The sequence below is a fragment of the Streptomyces sp. NPDC058758 genome, from assembly GCF_042746075.1.
Taxonomy (GTDB): Bacteria; Actinomycetota; Actinomycetes; order Streptomycetales; family Streptomycetaceae; genus Streptomyces.
The window spans coordinates 36,028-50,107 of the sequence record NZ_JBHYPS010000009.1 but is presented as its reverse complement, the minus strand read 5'-3'; the positions used below and the strand labels follow the sequence as shown (position 1 = coordinate 50,107).

At 74.7% G+C, this 14,080-nt stretch carries 13 protein-coding genes; 2 read left to right on the top strand and 11 right to left on the bottom strand.

The window, feature by feature from the left end:
- Positions 1-38: 38 nt before the first annotated feature.
- From pheT to infC, 7 genes are all read right to left on the bottom strand, one after another.
- Positions 39-2,567, bottom strand: a complete 2,529-nt coding sequence (pheT, locus tag ACFW6A_RS14110; RefSeq protein ID WP_351856637.1) for a phenylalanine--tRNA ligase subunit beta — start codon at positions 2,565-2,567, stop codon at positions 39-41.
- Positions 2,567-3,694: a phenylalanine--tRNA ligase subunit alpha gene (gene pheS, locus ACFW6A_RS14105; protein ID WP_351856639.1), complete on the bottom strand. Its 1,128-nt coding sequence runs from the start codon at positions 3,692-3,694 to the stop codon at positions 2,567-2,569. Before pheS ends, pheT begins: the two co-directional genes overlap by 1 nt.
- 166 nt (positions 3,695-3,860) lie before the next feature.
- Entirely contained in the window at positions 3,861-4,994 is a 1,134-nt protein-coding gene (locus ACFW6A_RS14100) for an ATP-binding protein (RefSeq protein ID WP_351856641.1), read from the bottom strand.
- Between the two features lie 135 nt (positions 4,995-5,129).
- Complete coding sequence (locus tag ACFW6A_RS14095) at positions 5,130-5,969, bottom strand: RNA methyltransferase (protein WP_351856643.1); 840 nt, start codon at positions 5,967-5,969, stop codon at positions 5,130-5,132.
- A gap of 150 nt (positions 5,970-6,119) precedes the next feature.
- Positions 6,120-6,506, bottom strand: coding sequence for a 50S ribosomal protein L20 (gene rplT / locus ACFW6A_RS14090; protein ID WP_030493496.1), 387 nt, complete (start codon positions 6,504-6,506; stop codon positions 6,120-6,122).
- Positions 6,507-6,612: 106 nt separating this feature from the next.
- On the bottom strand, positions 6,613-6,807 hold the full coding sequence (gene rpmI, locus ACFW6A_RS14085; RefSeq protein WP_015032399.1) for a 50S ribosomal protein L35: 195 nt from the start codon (positions 6,805-6,807) through the stop codon (positions 6,613-6,615).
- Positions 6,808-6,932: 125 nt separating this feature from the next.
- On the bottom strand, positions 6,933-7,634 hold the full coding sequence (gene infC, locus ACFW6A_RS14080; protein WP_351856645.1) for a translation initiation factor IF-3: 702 nt from the start codon (positions 7,632-7,634) through the stop codon (positions 6,933-6,935).
- Positions 7,635-7,937: 303 nt separating this feature from the next.
- On the opposite strand from infC, the gene ACFW6A_RS14075 reads away from it, so the two are divergent.
- Positions 7,938-8,327 (top strand): DUF1844 domain-containing protein, encoded by a 390-nt coding sequence (locus tag ACFW6A_RS14075; protein ID WP_351856647.1) that lies wholly within the window; start codon positions 7,938-7,940, stop codon positions 8,325-8,327.
- Positions 8,328-8,357: 30 nt separating this feature from the next.
- On the opposite strand, the gene ACFW6A_RS14070 is transcribed toward ACFW6A_RS14075, so the two are convergent.
- From ACFW6A_RS14070 to ACFW6A_RS14060, 3 genes are all read right to left on the bottom strand, one after another.
- Positions 8,358-9,092 carry an SseB family protein gene (locus tag ACFW6A_RS14070; protein WP_351856649.1) on the bottom strand — a complete coding sequence of 245 codons (735 nt, stop codon included), beginning with the start codon at positions 9,090-9,092 and terminating at the stop codon, positions 8,358-8,360.
- 94 nt (positions 9,093-9,186) lie between these two features.
- Positions 9,187-10,359: a type VII secretion-associated serine protease mycosin gene (gene mycP / locus ACFW6A_RS14065; RefSeq protein ID WP_386483011.1), complete on the bottom strand. Its 1,173-nt coding sequence runs from the start codon at positions 10,357-10,359 to the stop codon at positions 9,187-9,189.
- Positions 10,356-11,309: a hypothetical protein gene (locus tag ACFW6A_RS14060; RefSeq protein ID WP_386640703.1), complete on the bottom strand. Its 954-nt coding sequence runs from the start codon at positions 11,307-11,309 to the stop codon at positions 10,356-10,358. The genes mycP and ACFW6A_RS14060 overlap by 4 nt, the downstream gene beginning before the upstream one ends.
- A gap of 778 nt (positions 11,310-12,087) precedes the next feature.
- Between ACFW6A_RS14060 and ACFW6A_RS14055 the strand changes: the two genes are divergently transcribed.
- Positions 12,088-13,290: an amino acid deaminase/aldolase gene (locus tag ACFW6A_RS14055; RefSeq protein ID WP_386640700.1), complete on the top strand. Its 1,203-nt coding sequence runs from the start codon at positions 12,088-12,090 to the stop codon at positions 13,288-13,290.
- A 3-nt stretch (positions 13,291-13,293) separates the two neighbouring features.
- Here the strand turns inward: ACFW6A_RS14055 and ACFW6A_RS14050 are convergent, their stop codons facing one another.
- Positions 13,294-14,079 (bottom strand): 3-oxoacyl-ACP reductase, encoded by a 786-nt coding sequence (locus ACFW6A_RS14050; protein WP_386481098.1) that lies wholly within the window; start codon positions 14,077-14,079, stop codon positions 13,294-13,296.
- Position 14,080: the final 1 nt, after the last annotated feature.

Here is a 14,080-nt window from a genome sequence, read left to right as displayed (position 1 = left end):
GTGTCCCGGGGCGGCCCTCTGGGGGTGCTGCCGTGGCGTCAGGCGCCGCGGAGGGCGGCGCCCGTGTGCTCGGTGGCCAGGGCGACCGCGGCGTCGCGGGCGGCGGTGGCCTCGTCCACGGTGAGGGTGCGGTCCTCGGCGCGGAACTTCAGCGCGTACGCCAGGGACTTCTTGCCCTCGCCGACCTGGTCGCCGGTGTAGACGTCGAACAGGCGGATGGACTCCAGGAGTTCGCCCGCGCCCTCGGCCAGGTACCGCTCGACCTCGGCGGACGGGACGGCCTGGTCGACGACCAGGGCGACGTCCTGGGTGGCGACCGGGAAGGCGGAGATGCGCGGGGCCTTGACCGGTCCCTCGCTCGCCTTCTCCAGGACGTCCAGGTCCAGCTCCATCGCGCAGGAGCGGGCCGGCAGGCCCAGCGCCTTGACGACGCGCGGGTGGAGCTCGCCGCCGTGGCCGGCGAGGGTCTTGACCCCGTCGACCACGACGTGGAACGCGGCGCAGCGGCCCGGGTGCCACGGGGCGTGCTGGTCGGCCTCGATCAGCAGCTCCGCACCGGCCTCGGCGGCGATGGTGCGGGCGGCCTCGATCGCGTCGGCCCAGTCGGCCGGGCGGCCCTTGCCCCACCAGCCGGACTGCTCGCGGGCGCCGGCGAGGACGACGGCGGCGCGGCGCGGCTGCGCGGGCAGCGCGGCGTTGACGCCGGCGATCTCCTCGTCGGTGGGACGGCGGTCCACCGGGAGGCGGACCGCGACCTTCGGCTCGCCCTCCGGGCGGAAGACCAGGCCGGTCTCGAAGAGGGCCAGGTCGTGGCTGCCGCGGCTGTCGTTGCGGCGCAGCGCGGCGAGCAGGCCGGGGAGCAGCGTGGTGCGGAGCGCGGGCTCCTCGTCGGAGAGCGGGTTGACGAGGGTGACGACCTCCCGGCGGGCGTCGTCCGCGTCGAGGCCGAGCTGGTCGAGGACCTGCTGCCCCATGAAGGGGTAGTTCAGCGCCTCGACGTAGCCGGCGCCGGCCAGCGCGCGGCCGACCCGGCGGTGAACGCGCTGGCGCTCGGTGAGGCCGCGGCCGGCCGGGGGCTTCGGCAGCGTCGAGGGCAGGTTCTCGTAGCCCTCCAGCCGGATGACCTCCTCGGCGAGGTCGTTGGGCTCGTTCAGGTCGGGGCGCCACGAGGGCACGGTGACGACGAGCTCGTCCTGGCCGTAGACGTCGCAGCCGACCTCCTGGAGGCGGCGGACGACGGTCTCGCGGCCGTACGCCACGCCCGCGACCTTGTCGGGGTGGTTCGCCGGCATGGTGATCGTGCGGGGCGCGGACGGGGCGGCGATCTCGGTGACGCCGGCCTCGGCGGTGCCGCCCGCGAGCAGCACGAGCAGGTCGACGCAGCGCTGCGCGGCGGCCGCCGCGGCCTGCGGGTCGACGCCGCGCTCGAAGCGCTTGGACGCCTCGGAGGACAGCTTGTGGCGGCGGGCCGTGCGGGCGATCGAGATCGCGTCGAAGTGCGCGGCCTCGATGACGACCTCGCTGGAGCCGGTGACGGCGCCGGTCTCGGCGTCGGTGACCGGGTCGGCGATCTCGGTGTCGGCGCCGCCCATGACGCCCGCGATGCCGATGGGGCCGCGGTTGTCGGTGATGACCAGGTCGGCGGGGTCGAGGACGCGGACCGTGCCGTCGAGGGTGGTGATCTTCTCGCCGGCCTCGGCGCGGCGGACGCCGATGGGGCCGTCGATCCGGGTGCGGTCGTAGGCGTGCAGCGGCTGACCCAGCTCCAGCATCACGTAGTTGGTGATGTCGACGGCGAGCGAGATCGGGCGCATGCCCGCCTTCTGGAGGCGGCGCTGGAGCCAGATCGGCGACCGGGCCTCGGGGGCGAGGCCGACGACCGTGCGGGCCGTGAAGCGGTCGCAGCCGACCGGGTCGGCGACCTGGACGGGGTAGCCGTACGAGTTCGGCGCGGGCACGTCGAGGAGCGCCGGGTCGCGCAGCGGCAGCCCGTACGCGATGGCGGCCTCGCGGGCCACTCCGCGCATCGAGAGGCAGTAGCCGCGGTCCGGGGTGACGGCGATGTCGAGGACCTCGTCGTACAGCTCCAGGAGGGCGATGGCGTCGATGCCGACCTCGTGCTCCGGCGGCAGGATGATGATCCCGTGGTTCGGGTCCTCGCCCATGCCCAGCTCCTCGCTGGAGCAGATCATGCCGCGCGAGACCTTGCCGTAGGTCTTGCGCTCGGCGATCCGGAAGTCACCGGGGAGGACGGCGCCGGGCAGGGCCACGACGACCTTGTCGCCGACGGCGAAGTTCCGGGCGCCGCAGATGATCTCCTGGGGCTCGCCGGTGCCGTTGGCCCGGCCGACGTCGACGGTGCAGAAGCGGATGGGCTTCTTGAACTCCGTCAGCTCCTCGATGGTGAGGACCTTGCCGACCACCAGCGGGCCGGTGAGGCCGGCGCCGAGCCGCTCGACGGTCTCGACCTCGAGGCCGGCGGTGATGAGCTTGGCCTGGACGTCGCGGCCGGTCTCCGTCGCCGGCAGGTCGACGTACTCCCGCAGCCAAGAAAGCGGGACCCGCATCAGATCTCCATCCCGAACGGCCGGGTGAACCGGACGTCACCCTCGACCATGTCTCGCATGTCTTCCACGTTGTGCCGGAACATCAGCATCCGCTCGATGCCGAAGCCGAAGGCGAAGCCGCTGTACTTCTCCGGGTCCACGCCGCAGGCGACGAGCACCTTCGGGTTGACCATGCCGCAGCCGCCGAGCTCGATCCAGCCCTCGCTGCCGCAGGTGCGGCAGGGGCGGTCCGGGTTGCCGACGGACTCGCCGCGGCAGACGTAGCAGAGCATGTCCATCTCGGCGGACGGCTCGGTGAACGGGAAGAAGTTCGGGCGGAGCCGGGTCTTCATGTCCGCGCCGAAGAGCGCCTGGACCATGTGGTCGAGGGTGCCCTTGAGGTCGGCCATGGTGAGGCCCTCGTCGACGGCGAGCAGCTCGATCTGGTGGAAGACCGGGGTGTGCGTGGCATCGAGCTCGTCGGTGCGGTAGACGCGGCCGGGGCACACCACGTAGACCGGGGGCTCCCGGTCGATGAGGGTGCGGGCCTGGACCGGCGAGGTGTGGGTGCGCAGGACGACGCCGGACTCGTCGCCCGTGGTGCCTTCCGGGCCCTGGACGAAGAAGGTGTCCTGCATCTGCCGCGCCGGGTGGTCCGGCACGAAGTTCAGGGCGTCGAAGTTGAACCACTCGGCCTCGACCTCGGGGCCCTCGGCGACCTCGTAGCCCATGGAGACGAAGACGTCGGCGACGCGCTCCATCAGCGTGGTCAGCGGGTGGCGGGCGCCGGCCGGGACGCGGTCGTACGGCAGGGTGACGTCGACGGCCTCCTCGACGAGGACGCGCGCGTCGCGCTCGTCCTCCAGCTCGGCCTGGCGGGCGGCGAGCGCCTTGGAGACGACGCCGCGGGCCTGGCCGACGAGCTTGCCGGCCGCGGCCTTGGCCTGCGGGGGCAGCGCGCCGATCTCGCGGTTGGCGAGGGCGAGCGGCGAGGTGCCGCCGGTGTGCGCGGTCTTGGCGTGCGCGAGCGCGTCGAGGTCGCCGGCGGCGGCGAAGGCGGCGAGCGCCTCGTCCCGCATGCGCTCGATCTCTTCCGGTTTCAAGGCTTCGACCTCGACCGGGTCGTACGACTTATTGGGTGCCGACATTTCTTCCCGTGCTTCCGTTGGGCTTGGCTGGGGCGACCCCGGTTCGACGACAGACGACAAGGGCGCAAACGTGCCAAAGGTCGAGTCTAACGGGGTGGGGACACGCTGATGAGCCCGTGGGGGCCCCGGTGGCTCTCGATCCCGTCGGGTCTCGGTGGGTGAGACGTCAGACGAGATGGGCCGGGGCGCCGACGGGCAGGATAAATCGGAATTCGGCGCCGCCGCGCGGGCCGCGTCCGACGGTGATGGTGCCGCCGTGGGCCTCGACGAGGCCCTTGACGATGTAGAGGCCGAGTCCGGTGCCGCCGCGCTTGCTGCCCCGCCAGAAGCGGGTGAAGACGCGGTTCATGGACTCCTCGGGGATGCCCGGGCCCTCGTCGCTCACGGTGACCTCCGTCCCCTCCTCGCCGGTGCCGTCGTCGCCCGCGGTGCGGGGCGCCACCTCGATGGTGACGGTTCCGGCGCCGTGGCGCACCGCGTTTTCCAGGAGGTTGCCGAGGATCTGGTCGATCTTGTCGGGGTCGGCCCAGAGCGCGGGCAGTCCGGGCCGGGTCCGGACGAAGAAGCGGTCGGGCGGCTGGCCGCCGGTGGTGTGCACCTGGATGTGCCGGCCGACGGCGGCGGTGATGTCGACGGGCTGGCGGCGCACCTCCAGGCGGCCGGAGTCGATCCGGGAGATGTCGAGGAGTTCGGCGATGAGCCGTTTGATGCGGCCGGCGTCGGCGTCGACGGTCTCCAGCATCAGTCGCTTCTGCTCGTCGGTGAACCGCTCCCACTTGCTGAGGAGGGTGGCGGTGAAGCCCTTGACGGAGGTGAGCGGGGAGCGGAGTTCGTGGGCGACGGTGGCGATGAGTTCGGCGTGGCTGCGTTCGGAGCGGCGGCGGGCCTCGGTGCCGCGCAGCGAGACGACGACCCTGCGGACGGGGCCGGTGGGGTGCTCGCGCACGTACCGGGCGGAGACGAGGACCTCGCGGCCGCCGGGCAGCAGCAGGTTGCGCTCGGGCTGGCCGCGCCGGGTGGCGAGGCCGCCGTACGGGTCGGTGAGGCTCCACCAGCGGTGCCCCTTGAGGTCCTCCAGGGGCAGGGCCTGGTCGAGCGGGCGGCCGAGGGCCTCGGTCCCGGGGACGGCGGTGATGCGGCTGGCGGCGGCGTTGAAGCAGACGACGCGGCCCCGCTCGTCGGCGATGACGAGCCCGTCGGGCAGGTCGTCGGGGTCGATCCCGGACCACGGCTCGGGCGCGCGCGTCCCGTCGCCGTGTCGTCGCGCGGTCCGTGCGGGACTGTCCGTGCCGGCCGTCATTCCCGTCTCCCACCCCTCCGTGTAGCGCAGTGGGCCCCCGAGTGCGTCACTCTACTGGGCGAGGGTGACCGGTGGGAGCCGGAAGGGCACACCGAGTGGCCGGATCGCGCGGGTGGGTGGCCGCGGTGGGGCGCGTCAGGGGGTCCGGCGGGGGCGCTGGGCGCGGGCGGAGCCGTACAGGCAGACCGCGGCGGCGGTGGCGAGGTTGAGGCTCTCGGCCTTGCCGTGGATGGGGACGCGGACGACGGCGTCGGCGAGGGCGCGGGTCTCCTCGGGGAGTCCCCAGGCCTCGTTGCCGAAGATCCAGGCGGTGGGGCCGCCCATGGTCCCGGCGTCGAGCTCGTCGTCGAGGTCGTCCTGGCCGGCGCCGTCGGCGGCGAGGATGCGGACGCCCGCGCCCCGCAGGCCGGCGACGGCCTGCTCGACGGGGATGCCGACGGCGACGGGGAGGTGGAAGAGGGAGCCGACGGAGGCGCGGACCGACTTGGGGTTGTAGAGGTCGACGGAGGCGTCGGTGAGGATCACCGCGTCGGCTCCGGCGGCGTCGGCGCAGCGCAGCACGGTGCCGGCGTTCCCGGGGTCGCGGACGTGCGCGAGGACGGCGACCAGCCTGGGCTTCGCGGCGAGGATCTCCTCGAAGGGCGAGTCGAGGAAGCGGCAGACGCCGACGAGGCCCTGCGGGGTGACGGTCTGGGAGACCTCGGCGAGGACGCCGTCGGAGGCGTGGTGGACGCGGGCGCCGGCGGCGCGGGCGGCCTCGACGATGGGCGCGTACCGCTCGGCGGCCTCGACGGTGGTGAAGAGCTCGACGAGGGTGGGGGCGCCGTCGGGGCCCCGGTGCGCGACGGCCTCGCGGACGGCCTGGGGGCCCTCGGCGAGGAAGAGGCGGTCCTTGCCCCGGAAGTTGCGCTTGGCGAGCCGCCGGGCGGCGACGACGCGCGGGGAACGCGGGGAGATCAGCTCGGGGGTGGACATGTGCCTGGGGCTCTCTGTCTCGTCGGGGGCGCGGCGGTGCGGCGGGCTCACGGCTGCGGGTCCGCGGGCGGCGGCGGAGGGGCGGTCAACGCGCCGGACCCGCAGGCGCGGGGCCTGCGGGTCCGGTCGGAAGCACTGCGGCCTGGAAGATCAGGCGGCGGCCTTCGGGGCGTTGACGTCGGCCGGGAGGGCCTTCTGCGCGACCTCGACCAGCGCGGCGAACGCGTTGATGTCGTTGACGGCCAGCTCGGCGAGGATCTTGCGGTCCACCTCGATGTTGGCGGCCTTCAGACCCTGGATGAGGCGGTTGTACGTCATGCCGTTCTGACGGGCAGCGGCGTTGATGCGCTGGATCCACAGCTGACGGAAGTCGCCCTTGCGCTTCTTCCGGTCGTTGTAGTTGTAGACCAGCGAGTGGGTGACCTGCTCCTTGGCCTTGCGGTACAGGCGCGAACGCTGACCGCGGTAGCCGGAGGCCTGCTCGAGGATCGCCCGGCGCTTCTTGTGGGCGTTGACTGCCCGCTTGACGCGTGCCACTTCTTACTCCTTGTAGCGGGGCCGTGGTGTGTTCACACGACCCGGAAAACGGATGGGTCCCGGTCTTGGCCGGATGCCCTCGGCGGCCGAGGGCGGGAGATCAAGGTCAGATGCCCAGCATCTTCTTGATCTTGGCGGCGTCACCCGGGGCCATCTCGGCGTTGCCGGTGAGGCGACGCGTCAGCTTGGACGACTTGTGCTCGAGCAGGTGGCGCTTGCCGGCGCGCTCGCGCAGGATCTTGCCGGAGCCGGTGACCTTGAAGCGCTTCTTGGCACCGGAGTGCGTCTTGTTCTTCGGCATAGCGCCGTTATCTCCTCGTCAGTGGCGCTCCCCCGGTGCGGGCACCGGAGAACCGGGAGCGTCAATTCTTCGTTTGGTGGTACCGGGCGGAACCCCGGGGCCGCCACGGGGGCGGCCCCGTCGGATCACGCCTCGGCGTTCTCGGCCGACGTGTCGGCCGAAGCCTCCTCGGCACCGGCCTCGGCGGCGGCCTCGGGCGCGTTGCCCTGGCGCTCCGCCTTGCGCGCGGCCTGGGCCTCGCGCGCCTCGGCCATGGCCTCGGTCTTCTTCTTGTGCGGACCCAGAACCATGATCATGTTCCGGCCGTCCTGCTTCGGGTTGGACTCGATGAAGCCCAGCTCCTGGACGTCCTCGGCGAGGCGCTGCAGGAGGCGGTAACCAAGCTCGGGCCGGGACTGCTCACGACCACGGAACATGATCGTGATCTTGACCTTGTCGCCCTGCTTGAGGAAGCGGACGACGTGGCCCTTCTTGGTGTCGTAGTCGTGCGGGTCGATCTTCGGCCGGAGCTTCATCTCCTTGATGACCGTGTGCGCCTGGTTCTTGCGCGCCTCACGGGCCTTCATGGCCGACTCGTACTTGAACTTCCCGTAGTCCATGAGCTTGCACACGGGCGGACGGGCGTTCGCCGCGACCTCGACAAGATCGAGGTCGTACTCCTGCGCGAGCTCCAGGGCCTTGGCAAGGGGGACGATGCCCACCTGCTCGCCGCTGGGGCCGACAAGACGCACCTCGGGAACGCGAATCCGCTCGTTGATGCGGGGCTCGGCGCTGATGGATCCTCCTCGGTAGCACCACGCGACCGCCTTGGCGGACGGACACGTCAATCCAAATCGATGTGACCAACCGAGCGAGCACACAAAAAATGCCCCGGACGGGACACAAACGGGGCTCCAAAGAAACCGGAGCACCGTCGCGGTCAACCGCGGGGCGCACATCGGGCGGCTCCATCGTCCGTACGGAACGATGGGCGCCACCTGACCGGTGACCCGCCGCCCGCGAGGGCGGTCAGGTGGGAGATCGGAGCCTCCACTTGTGGGCCGGGCACACAGGTGTCCGGCCGGTCGTTACACAAGGTTAGCAGGACCCGGCGGTCGGCGCGAACCGTGCGCCCGCTTATCGTGTGGGGCATGAGCGAGACCCCCCAGAACGAGTCCACGACCGCCCCCGACGCCTCCGGCGACAACCCCGACTTCGACGCCATGACCCGCGACATCGCCGAGGTCCCGGCGGTCGAGGTGATCGTGACGGTGGCCGTCAACCTGATGAGCGCCGCCGCGGTCAAGCTCGGCCTCACCGAGGAGGGCGACGAGCACAAGGACCTCGACGAGGCGCGCAAGCTCATCCACGCGCTCGCGGGCCTCCTCGACGCGAGCACCACGGAGATCTCCTCCTTCCACGCGGCCCCGCTGCGGGACGGCCTGAAGTCCCTCCAGCTCGCCTTCCGCGAGGCGTCCCTCGTCGCGGACGAGCCGGGCCAGGGGCCGGGCGAGAAGTACACCGGGCGGGTGTTCGGCTGAGACCCGGGACCGGCCGGCTCTCGGCGCCGGTCAGTTCCGCACGTAGAAGGGCTCGCCCGGAGGGGTGGCCGCGGCCGGCAGGAGCGCCAGGTCGAGGCCCCGCACCAGGCGGGCCCTCAGCGTTTCGTCGGCGGCCAGGGCGCGGGCCACGCGCCGGGCGGCCTCCGCCGGGTCGGCGTCCCCGGCGAGGACCAGGGCGAGGGTGCCGTCGGCGGTGCCGGGGCCCAGGTGGGCGCGGAGGACGGCGGGCTCTGCGGCGACCGCGGCGCGGACCGCGTCCCGTACCGCCGGGTCGTCCAGCGGGTCGGTGCTGGTGCGGCCCTCGGCGAGGGCCAGCAGCGCGGAGCCGCTCACCTGGTAGGGCACGGGGCCCGCCATGTCGAGGACCAGGGTGTCGGCCTTCTCGTGGACGAGCGCGGCGAGCGCCTGCCGGAGGGGGACGGCGACCGGCCGGGCGGCCGGGTCCCACAGGGCGAGCGAGGCGGTCGAGGTGAAGGCGGGCAGGCCGCGCCGGTCGCCGGCGGTCAGCGTCGGGACCGCCATGTCGCTGGTCTTCTCCCGCTTCAGCCCCGTCTCCGGGTCGGTCTCCACCTCGCCGAGGACGGCGACGACGGGGACGAGGAGCCGGGCGCCGCGCAGGGCCTCCAGGACGGGACCGTGCGCGGTCCTGTCCTCCGCCCAGGCCGCGAGGGCCGCGGCGAGCGCCGGGTCGGCGGTGCCGTCGTCGTCGGAGAAACCGGGGTCCGGGATGTTCTTGAGCTCCACGCCCCGAGCCTAACGGGCCGGGTGCGGGGCTCCGGCCGCCGGGCCGCCGGCGGGGGCGGCCGGCGGGCCCTCAGCGGGGGCGGCCGGCGGGCCCTCAGCGGGTGCGGCCGGCCCGGTGGAGGACGACGGCCGTCAGCAGGAGGAGGGCGCCGAGGCCGCCGGCGAGGGGGGCGAGGAGCCCGGGGGCGGTGCTCTCCTCGGCGGCCGGGAGGGGGCCGGGGCCGAAGTACTGGCCGCGGTATCCGGCGGTGGCGTCCTTCGGGTCGCCGGCCTTCAGCGCCGCCCCGGCCTCGATGGCGGCGGCCGGGTCGACCGTGCCGTAGCCCTTGGCGTCGCTGCGGCCGCCCTCCGGCCGGTCGCGGGCGGTGTCGACGAGGAGCTTCTTGACCTGGGCGGGGGTCAGGTCGGGGTGGGCGGAGCGGACGAGGGCGACGGCTCCGGAGACGAACGCGGCGGCGGCGCTGGTGCCCCAGCCCTCGTAGTACTTGCGGTCGGGGTCGGCGATGACGATGTCGACGCCGGGGGCGCTGACCGTGGCGTACCAGCGGCGGGTGGAGAAGGAGGCGCGGGTGCCGTAGCGGTCGACGGCGGTGACGGCGATGACGCCGGGATAGGCGGCCGGGTAGGAGATGTGGTCGCCCTTCTCGCCGCCGTTGCCGGCGGAGGCGACGACGGAGACGCCCTTGCCGAGGGCGTACTGGACGGCGGCGTCCTCTCCGGGGTCGGGGTGGGCGGACTTCGAGTCGTCGCCGAGGGAGAGGTTGATGACGTCGGCACCATGGTCGGCGGCCCAGCGGATGCCTTCGGCGAGGGCGGTGCCCCGGGTCTTGCGGGCCCTCTCGCGGGCCTTGTCCTTGCCTTCGAGGATGACCCGCACGGGCAGGATGCGGGCGCCGGGGGCGATGCCGAGGACTCCGCTGTCGTCGGCCCAGCCGTGGCCGTGCCCGGCGATGATCCCGGCCATCGCGGTGCCGTGGCGGGCCCAGGTCTCGTCGCCCTCGGCGGCGCCGAAGCCGATGAGGTCGTGGCCGGGCAGGACGGAGCCGGCGAGGTCGGGGTGGTCGGCGTCGACCCCGGTGTCGAGGACGGCGACGGTGACGCCCTCGCCCTTGGTGGTGCGCCACGCCTCTTCCGTACGGAGGGCGTCGAGGCCCCACTGGCGGTCGCGGATGGCGTCGGCGTGGGCGGGCGCGGCGGCCGGGAGGACGGAGAAGGCGGCGGCGAGCAGGACGGCGGCGGCGCGTGCGCGGGTACGGGGGCGGGTCACCGCTGTTCCTCTTCCTTCGCCGCGTTCAGGGCGGTGGTGCGGAGCTGCTTCTCCAGGCGGTCGGCGATGCCGAGGGCCTCGTGGCCGAGGCCGGACTGGGCGACGGCGTCGGTGCGGTCCCTCTTCACGGCCTGGTCGGCGGGGACGGCCCGGTCGACGGCGCGGCCGTCGGCGAAGCCGGAGACGGCGGTGACGACGACGGGCAGGTCGGTGGGGGCGGCCGCCCACCAGCCGGCCCGCTGCGCCGGGCCGAACCCGGCGGCGACGGTGCCGGGACCGGGGAGCGCGGGCGGGACGTCCTGGCCAAGGCGGGTGGCGAGCCCGCGGCCGCCGAGGGCGCGCTGGGCGGTGACGTCGGCGCGGGTGAAGACGAGGCCGACGGTGAGGACGCTGCTGGCGGTGGCGTCGGTGTACGTGGCGCGCAGCACGCGCTCGCAGCCGAGCGGGCGCAGGGCGGCGAGCAGCTTCGGGGCGACGGAGGCGGGGGCGCAGGGGGCGTCCGGGGCGACGACCACGCGGGTCCAGGTGCGGGCGGAGGGGCCGGGGCCCGCCTGGGGGGCGGTGAGGGTGCGGGGGAAGAGGGTGTCGACGGGCGCGTTGTGCCAGAGCTCCTTGGCGACGGCGTAGCCAGGCGGTTCGGCGGGCTTCCCGTCGCCGGACGCGGCGAGCCACACGCCGGCGAGCGCCCCGCCGATCAGTCCGAGCCCCAGCACGAGGCAGGCGCCGACGGCCAGGGTCCTCCCCCGCCGCCGCTCCCGTATCGGCCGCAGCCGGGTGGTCGTCTCGACGGGCGTCTCCGGCGGCGCGTACGCCGGCACCCGTACGGGCCGCAGCCGCGCGGTCGTCTCGACCGGCGCGGCGCCGGACGGCCCGGCGGCGGGGACGACCGGCTGCCGCACCGGCCGGGCCGGCGGCAGCGGCCCCGGACCGGCGGCCGCCGCAGGGGGCATCGGTGCCGCACCGACCGGGCGACGCGGAACGTCCGCGGGCCGTCCGGAAGGCGTGCCCGCCGGCCGTGCGGCAGGAACGACCGCAGGCGGCTGCGCGGGGCGCGCCGGGGACGCCCCGCCCCGATCGCCCGCGGGGCGCGGCGCGGGCGGCACGGCCGCCGGCCGCGGCGGGGCGCCGGCCGGCCGCGGCGCCCCCGGAGGCGTACCGGCGGCGGAGCGGGGAGCCGGAGCCGTACCGGGCTGCGGGCGCGGGGGCGTGCCGGCGGCGGGGCCCGGGGCCTGGGCCGTGCCGGGTTCCCGGCGCGGGGCCGGGGCGGCGGCGGGACGCGGAGGCGTACCGGTCTCCGGGCGCGAGGGCGCGCCGGTCGCGGGGCCCGGGGCCCGGGCCGTACCGGGCTGCGGGCGCGGGGGCGTGCCGGAGGCGGGGCCCGGCGCCTGGGCCGTACCAGGCTCCCGGCGCGGGGCCGGGGCGGCGGCGGGACGCGGAGGCGTACCGGCCTCCGGGCGCGGGGCCTGGGCCGTACCAGGCTGCGGGTGGGGGGGCGTGCCGGCGGGCGGGCGGGGTGGGGTGAGGTCGGTGGTGAGGGAGGCGAGGGCGCTTCGGGGGGGCTTCGCGGGAGGGGTGAGGGTCTCGGTGTCGCGGGGCGTGCGGGGGTTCTCTTCGCTGGTCATCCCGCCCCCTGCTCCTGTCGACAATGCCCGCCACTCTACGGGCTGTTCCCCGCCGCGCGGGAACCGAGGGGTACCGGCTCCCCTGACGGTCTGGCAAGCTCGGGCCATGACTCCCCGTGCCGCCGACCGGGCCCGGTACGACCGGGCCACCGCCGCTCTCGACGCACCGCTGGCGGTCGTCGACCTGGAGGCCTTCGACGCCAACGCGGACGATCTGGTGCGGCGGGCGGGCGGGAAGCCGATCCGGGTGGCGAGCAAGTCGGTGCGGTGCCGGGCGCTGCTCGACCGGGTGCTGGCGCGGGACGGCTTCGCCGGGATCATGTCGTTCACGCTCGCCGAGTCCCTGTGGCTGGCGCGGGCCGGGTACGAGGACGTGCTGCTCGCCTATCCGTCCGCCGACCGGGCGGGCTTCGCGGAGCTGGCGCGGGACCCGAAGCTCGCCGCCGCCGTCACCGTGATGGTCGACGACGTGGCGCAGCTCGACCTGATCGACGCGGCCCGCGCCGGCGGCACCGAGGAGGTGCGGGTCTGCCTGGAGATGGACACCGCGCTGCGGCTGCTGGGCGGCCGGGTGCGGATCGGGGCCCGGCGGTCTCCGCTGCGGACGCCCGCGCAGCTGGCCGAGCTGGCCCGCTCGGTGGTCCGGCGGCCGGGGTTCCGGCTGGCCGGGCTGATGGCGTACGAGGGGCACGTGGCGGGGGTCGGGGACGCGGTGGCCGGCCGGCCGCTGCGGTCCCGGGCGGTCCGGGCGATGCAGGCGGTGGCCCGCCGGGAGCTGGCCGAGCGGCGGGCGGCGGTGGTCGGGGCCGTACGGGCGGTGGCGCCGGACCTGGAGTTCGTGAACGGCGGCGGCACCGGCAGCGTGCAGCACACCGCGGCCGAGGCGGCCGTCACCGAGATCGCCGCCGGTTCGGGGCTCTACGTGCCGCGGCTCTTCGACGGCTACTCGTCCTTCAGCGGGCGGCCGGCGGCGCTCTTCGCGCTGCCCGTGGTCCGGCGGCCCGGCGTCGGGGTCGTCACCGTGCTCGGCGGCGGCTATCCGGCGTCCGGCGCGGCCGGGCGGGACCGGCTGCCCGTCCCGTACCTCCCGGAGGGGCTGCGGTACGACCCGCAGGAGGGGCCCGGCGAGGTGCAGACCCCGCTGCTGGGCTCGCCGGCCGACGACCTGCGGATCGGCGACAAGGTGTGGTTCCGGCACGCGAAGGCCGGCGAGCTGTGCGAGCGGTTCGAGGCGCTGCACCTGGTGGCGGGCGACCGCGTGGTGGACACGGTGCCCACCTACCGGGGCGAGGGCCAAACCTTCCTCTGACCGCTACAGCGGGGTCACGTACGCCCCCGAGATGCCGCCGTCGACGAGGAAGTCGGCGGCGTTGACGAACGAGGAGTCGTCGCTGGCGAGGAAGGCGACGGCCGCCGCGATCTCCTCCGCCTCGGCGAACCGGCCGACCGGGATGTGCACGAGCCGGCGGGCGGCCCGCTCCGGGTCCTTGGCGAACAGCTCCTGGAGGAGCGGGGTGTTGACCGGGCCGGGGCAGAGCGCGTTGACCCGGATGCCCTCGCGGGCGAACTGCACGCCGAGCTCGCGGGACATGGCGAGGACGCCGCCCTTGGAAGCGGTGTACGAGATCTGGCTGGTCGCCGCGCCCATGACCGCGACGAACGAGGCGGTGTTGATGATGGAGCCCTTCCCCTGGCGGCGCATGTAGGGGAGGGCGGCCTTGCAGCAGAGGTAGACGGAGGTGAGGTTGACGTCCTGGACGCGCTTCCACGCCTCCAGGCCGGTCTCCAGGATGGAGTCGTCGTCGGGCGGGGAGATGCCGGCGTTGTTGAAGGCGACGTCGACGGAGCCGTAGGTCTCGAAGGCGACCCTGAACAGGTTCTCGACCTCCTCCGGGTCGGTGACGTCGACCTGGACGAAGGTGCCGCCGACGGCCTCGGCGGCCGCCTTGCCCGCCCGCTCGTCGATGTCGCCGCAGACGACGTGGGCGCCTTCGGAGGCGAGGCGGCGGGCGGTGGCGAGGCCGATGCCGCTGCCGGCGCCGGTGACGACGGCGGTACGGCCGACGAGTCGGCGGCAGATGATCTCTTCGGTGGTCATG

Bases quoted from the DNA above. Each gene is read 5' to 3' on its own strand.
- ACFW6A_RS14100 (WP_351856641.1), bottom strand. From the start codon at position 4,994: ATGACGGCCGGCACGGACAGTCCCGCACGGACCGCGCGACGACACGGC.
- ACFW6A_RS14050 (WP_386481098.1), bottom strand. From the start codon at position 14,079: ATGACCACCGAAGAGATCATCTGCCGCCGACTCGTCGGCCGTACCGCC.
- pheS (WP_351856639.1), bottom strand. From the start codon at position 3,694: ATGTCGGCACCCAATAAGTCGTACGACCCGGTCGAGGTCGAAGCCTTG.
- pheT (WP_351856637.1), bottom strand. From the start codon at position 2,567: ATGCGGGTCCCGCTTTCTTGGCTGCGGGAGTACGTCGACCTGCCGGCG.
- ACFW6A_RS14055 (WP_386640700.1), top strand. From the start codon at position 12,088: ATGACTCCCCGTGCCGCCGACCGGGCCCGGTACGACCGGGCCACCGCC.
- ACFW6A_RS14060 (WP_386640703.1), bottom strand. From the start codon at position 11,309: ATGCCCCCTGCGGCGGCCGCCGGTCCGGGGCCGCTGCCGCCGGCCCGG.
- rpmI (WP_015032399.1), bottom strand. From the start codon at position 6,807: ATGCCGAAGAACAAGACGCACTCCGGTGCCAAGAAGCGCTTCAAGGTC.
- ACFW6A_RS14095 (WP_351856643.1), bottom strand. From the start codon at position 5,969: ATGTCCACCCCCGAGCTGATCTCCCCGCGTTCCCCGCGCGTCGTCGCC.
- ACFW6A_RS14075 (WP_351856647.1), top strand. From the start codon at position 7,938: ATGAGCGAGACCCCCCAGAACGAGTCCACGACCGCCCCCGACGCCTCC.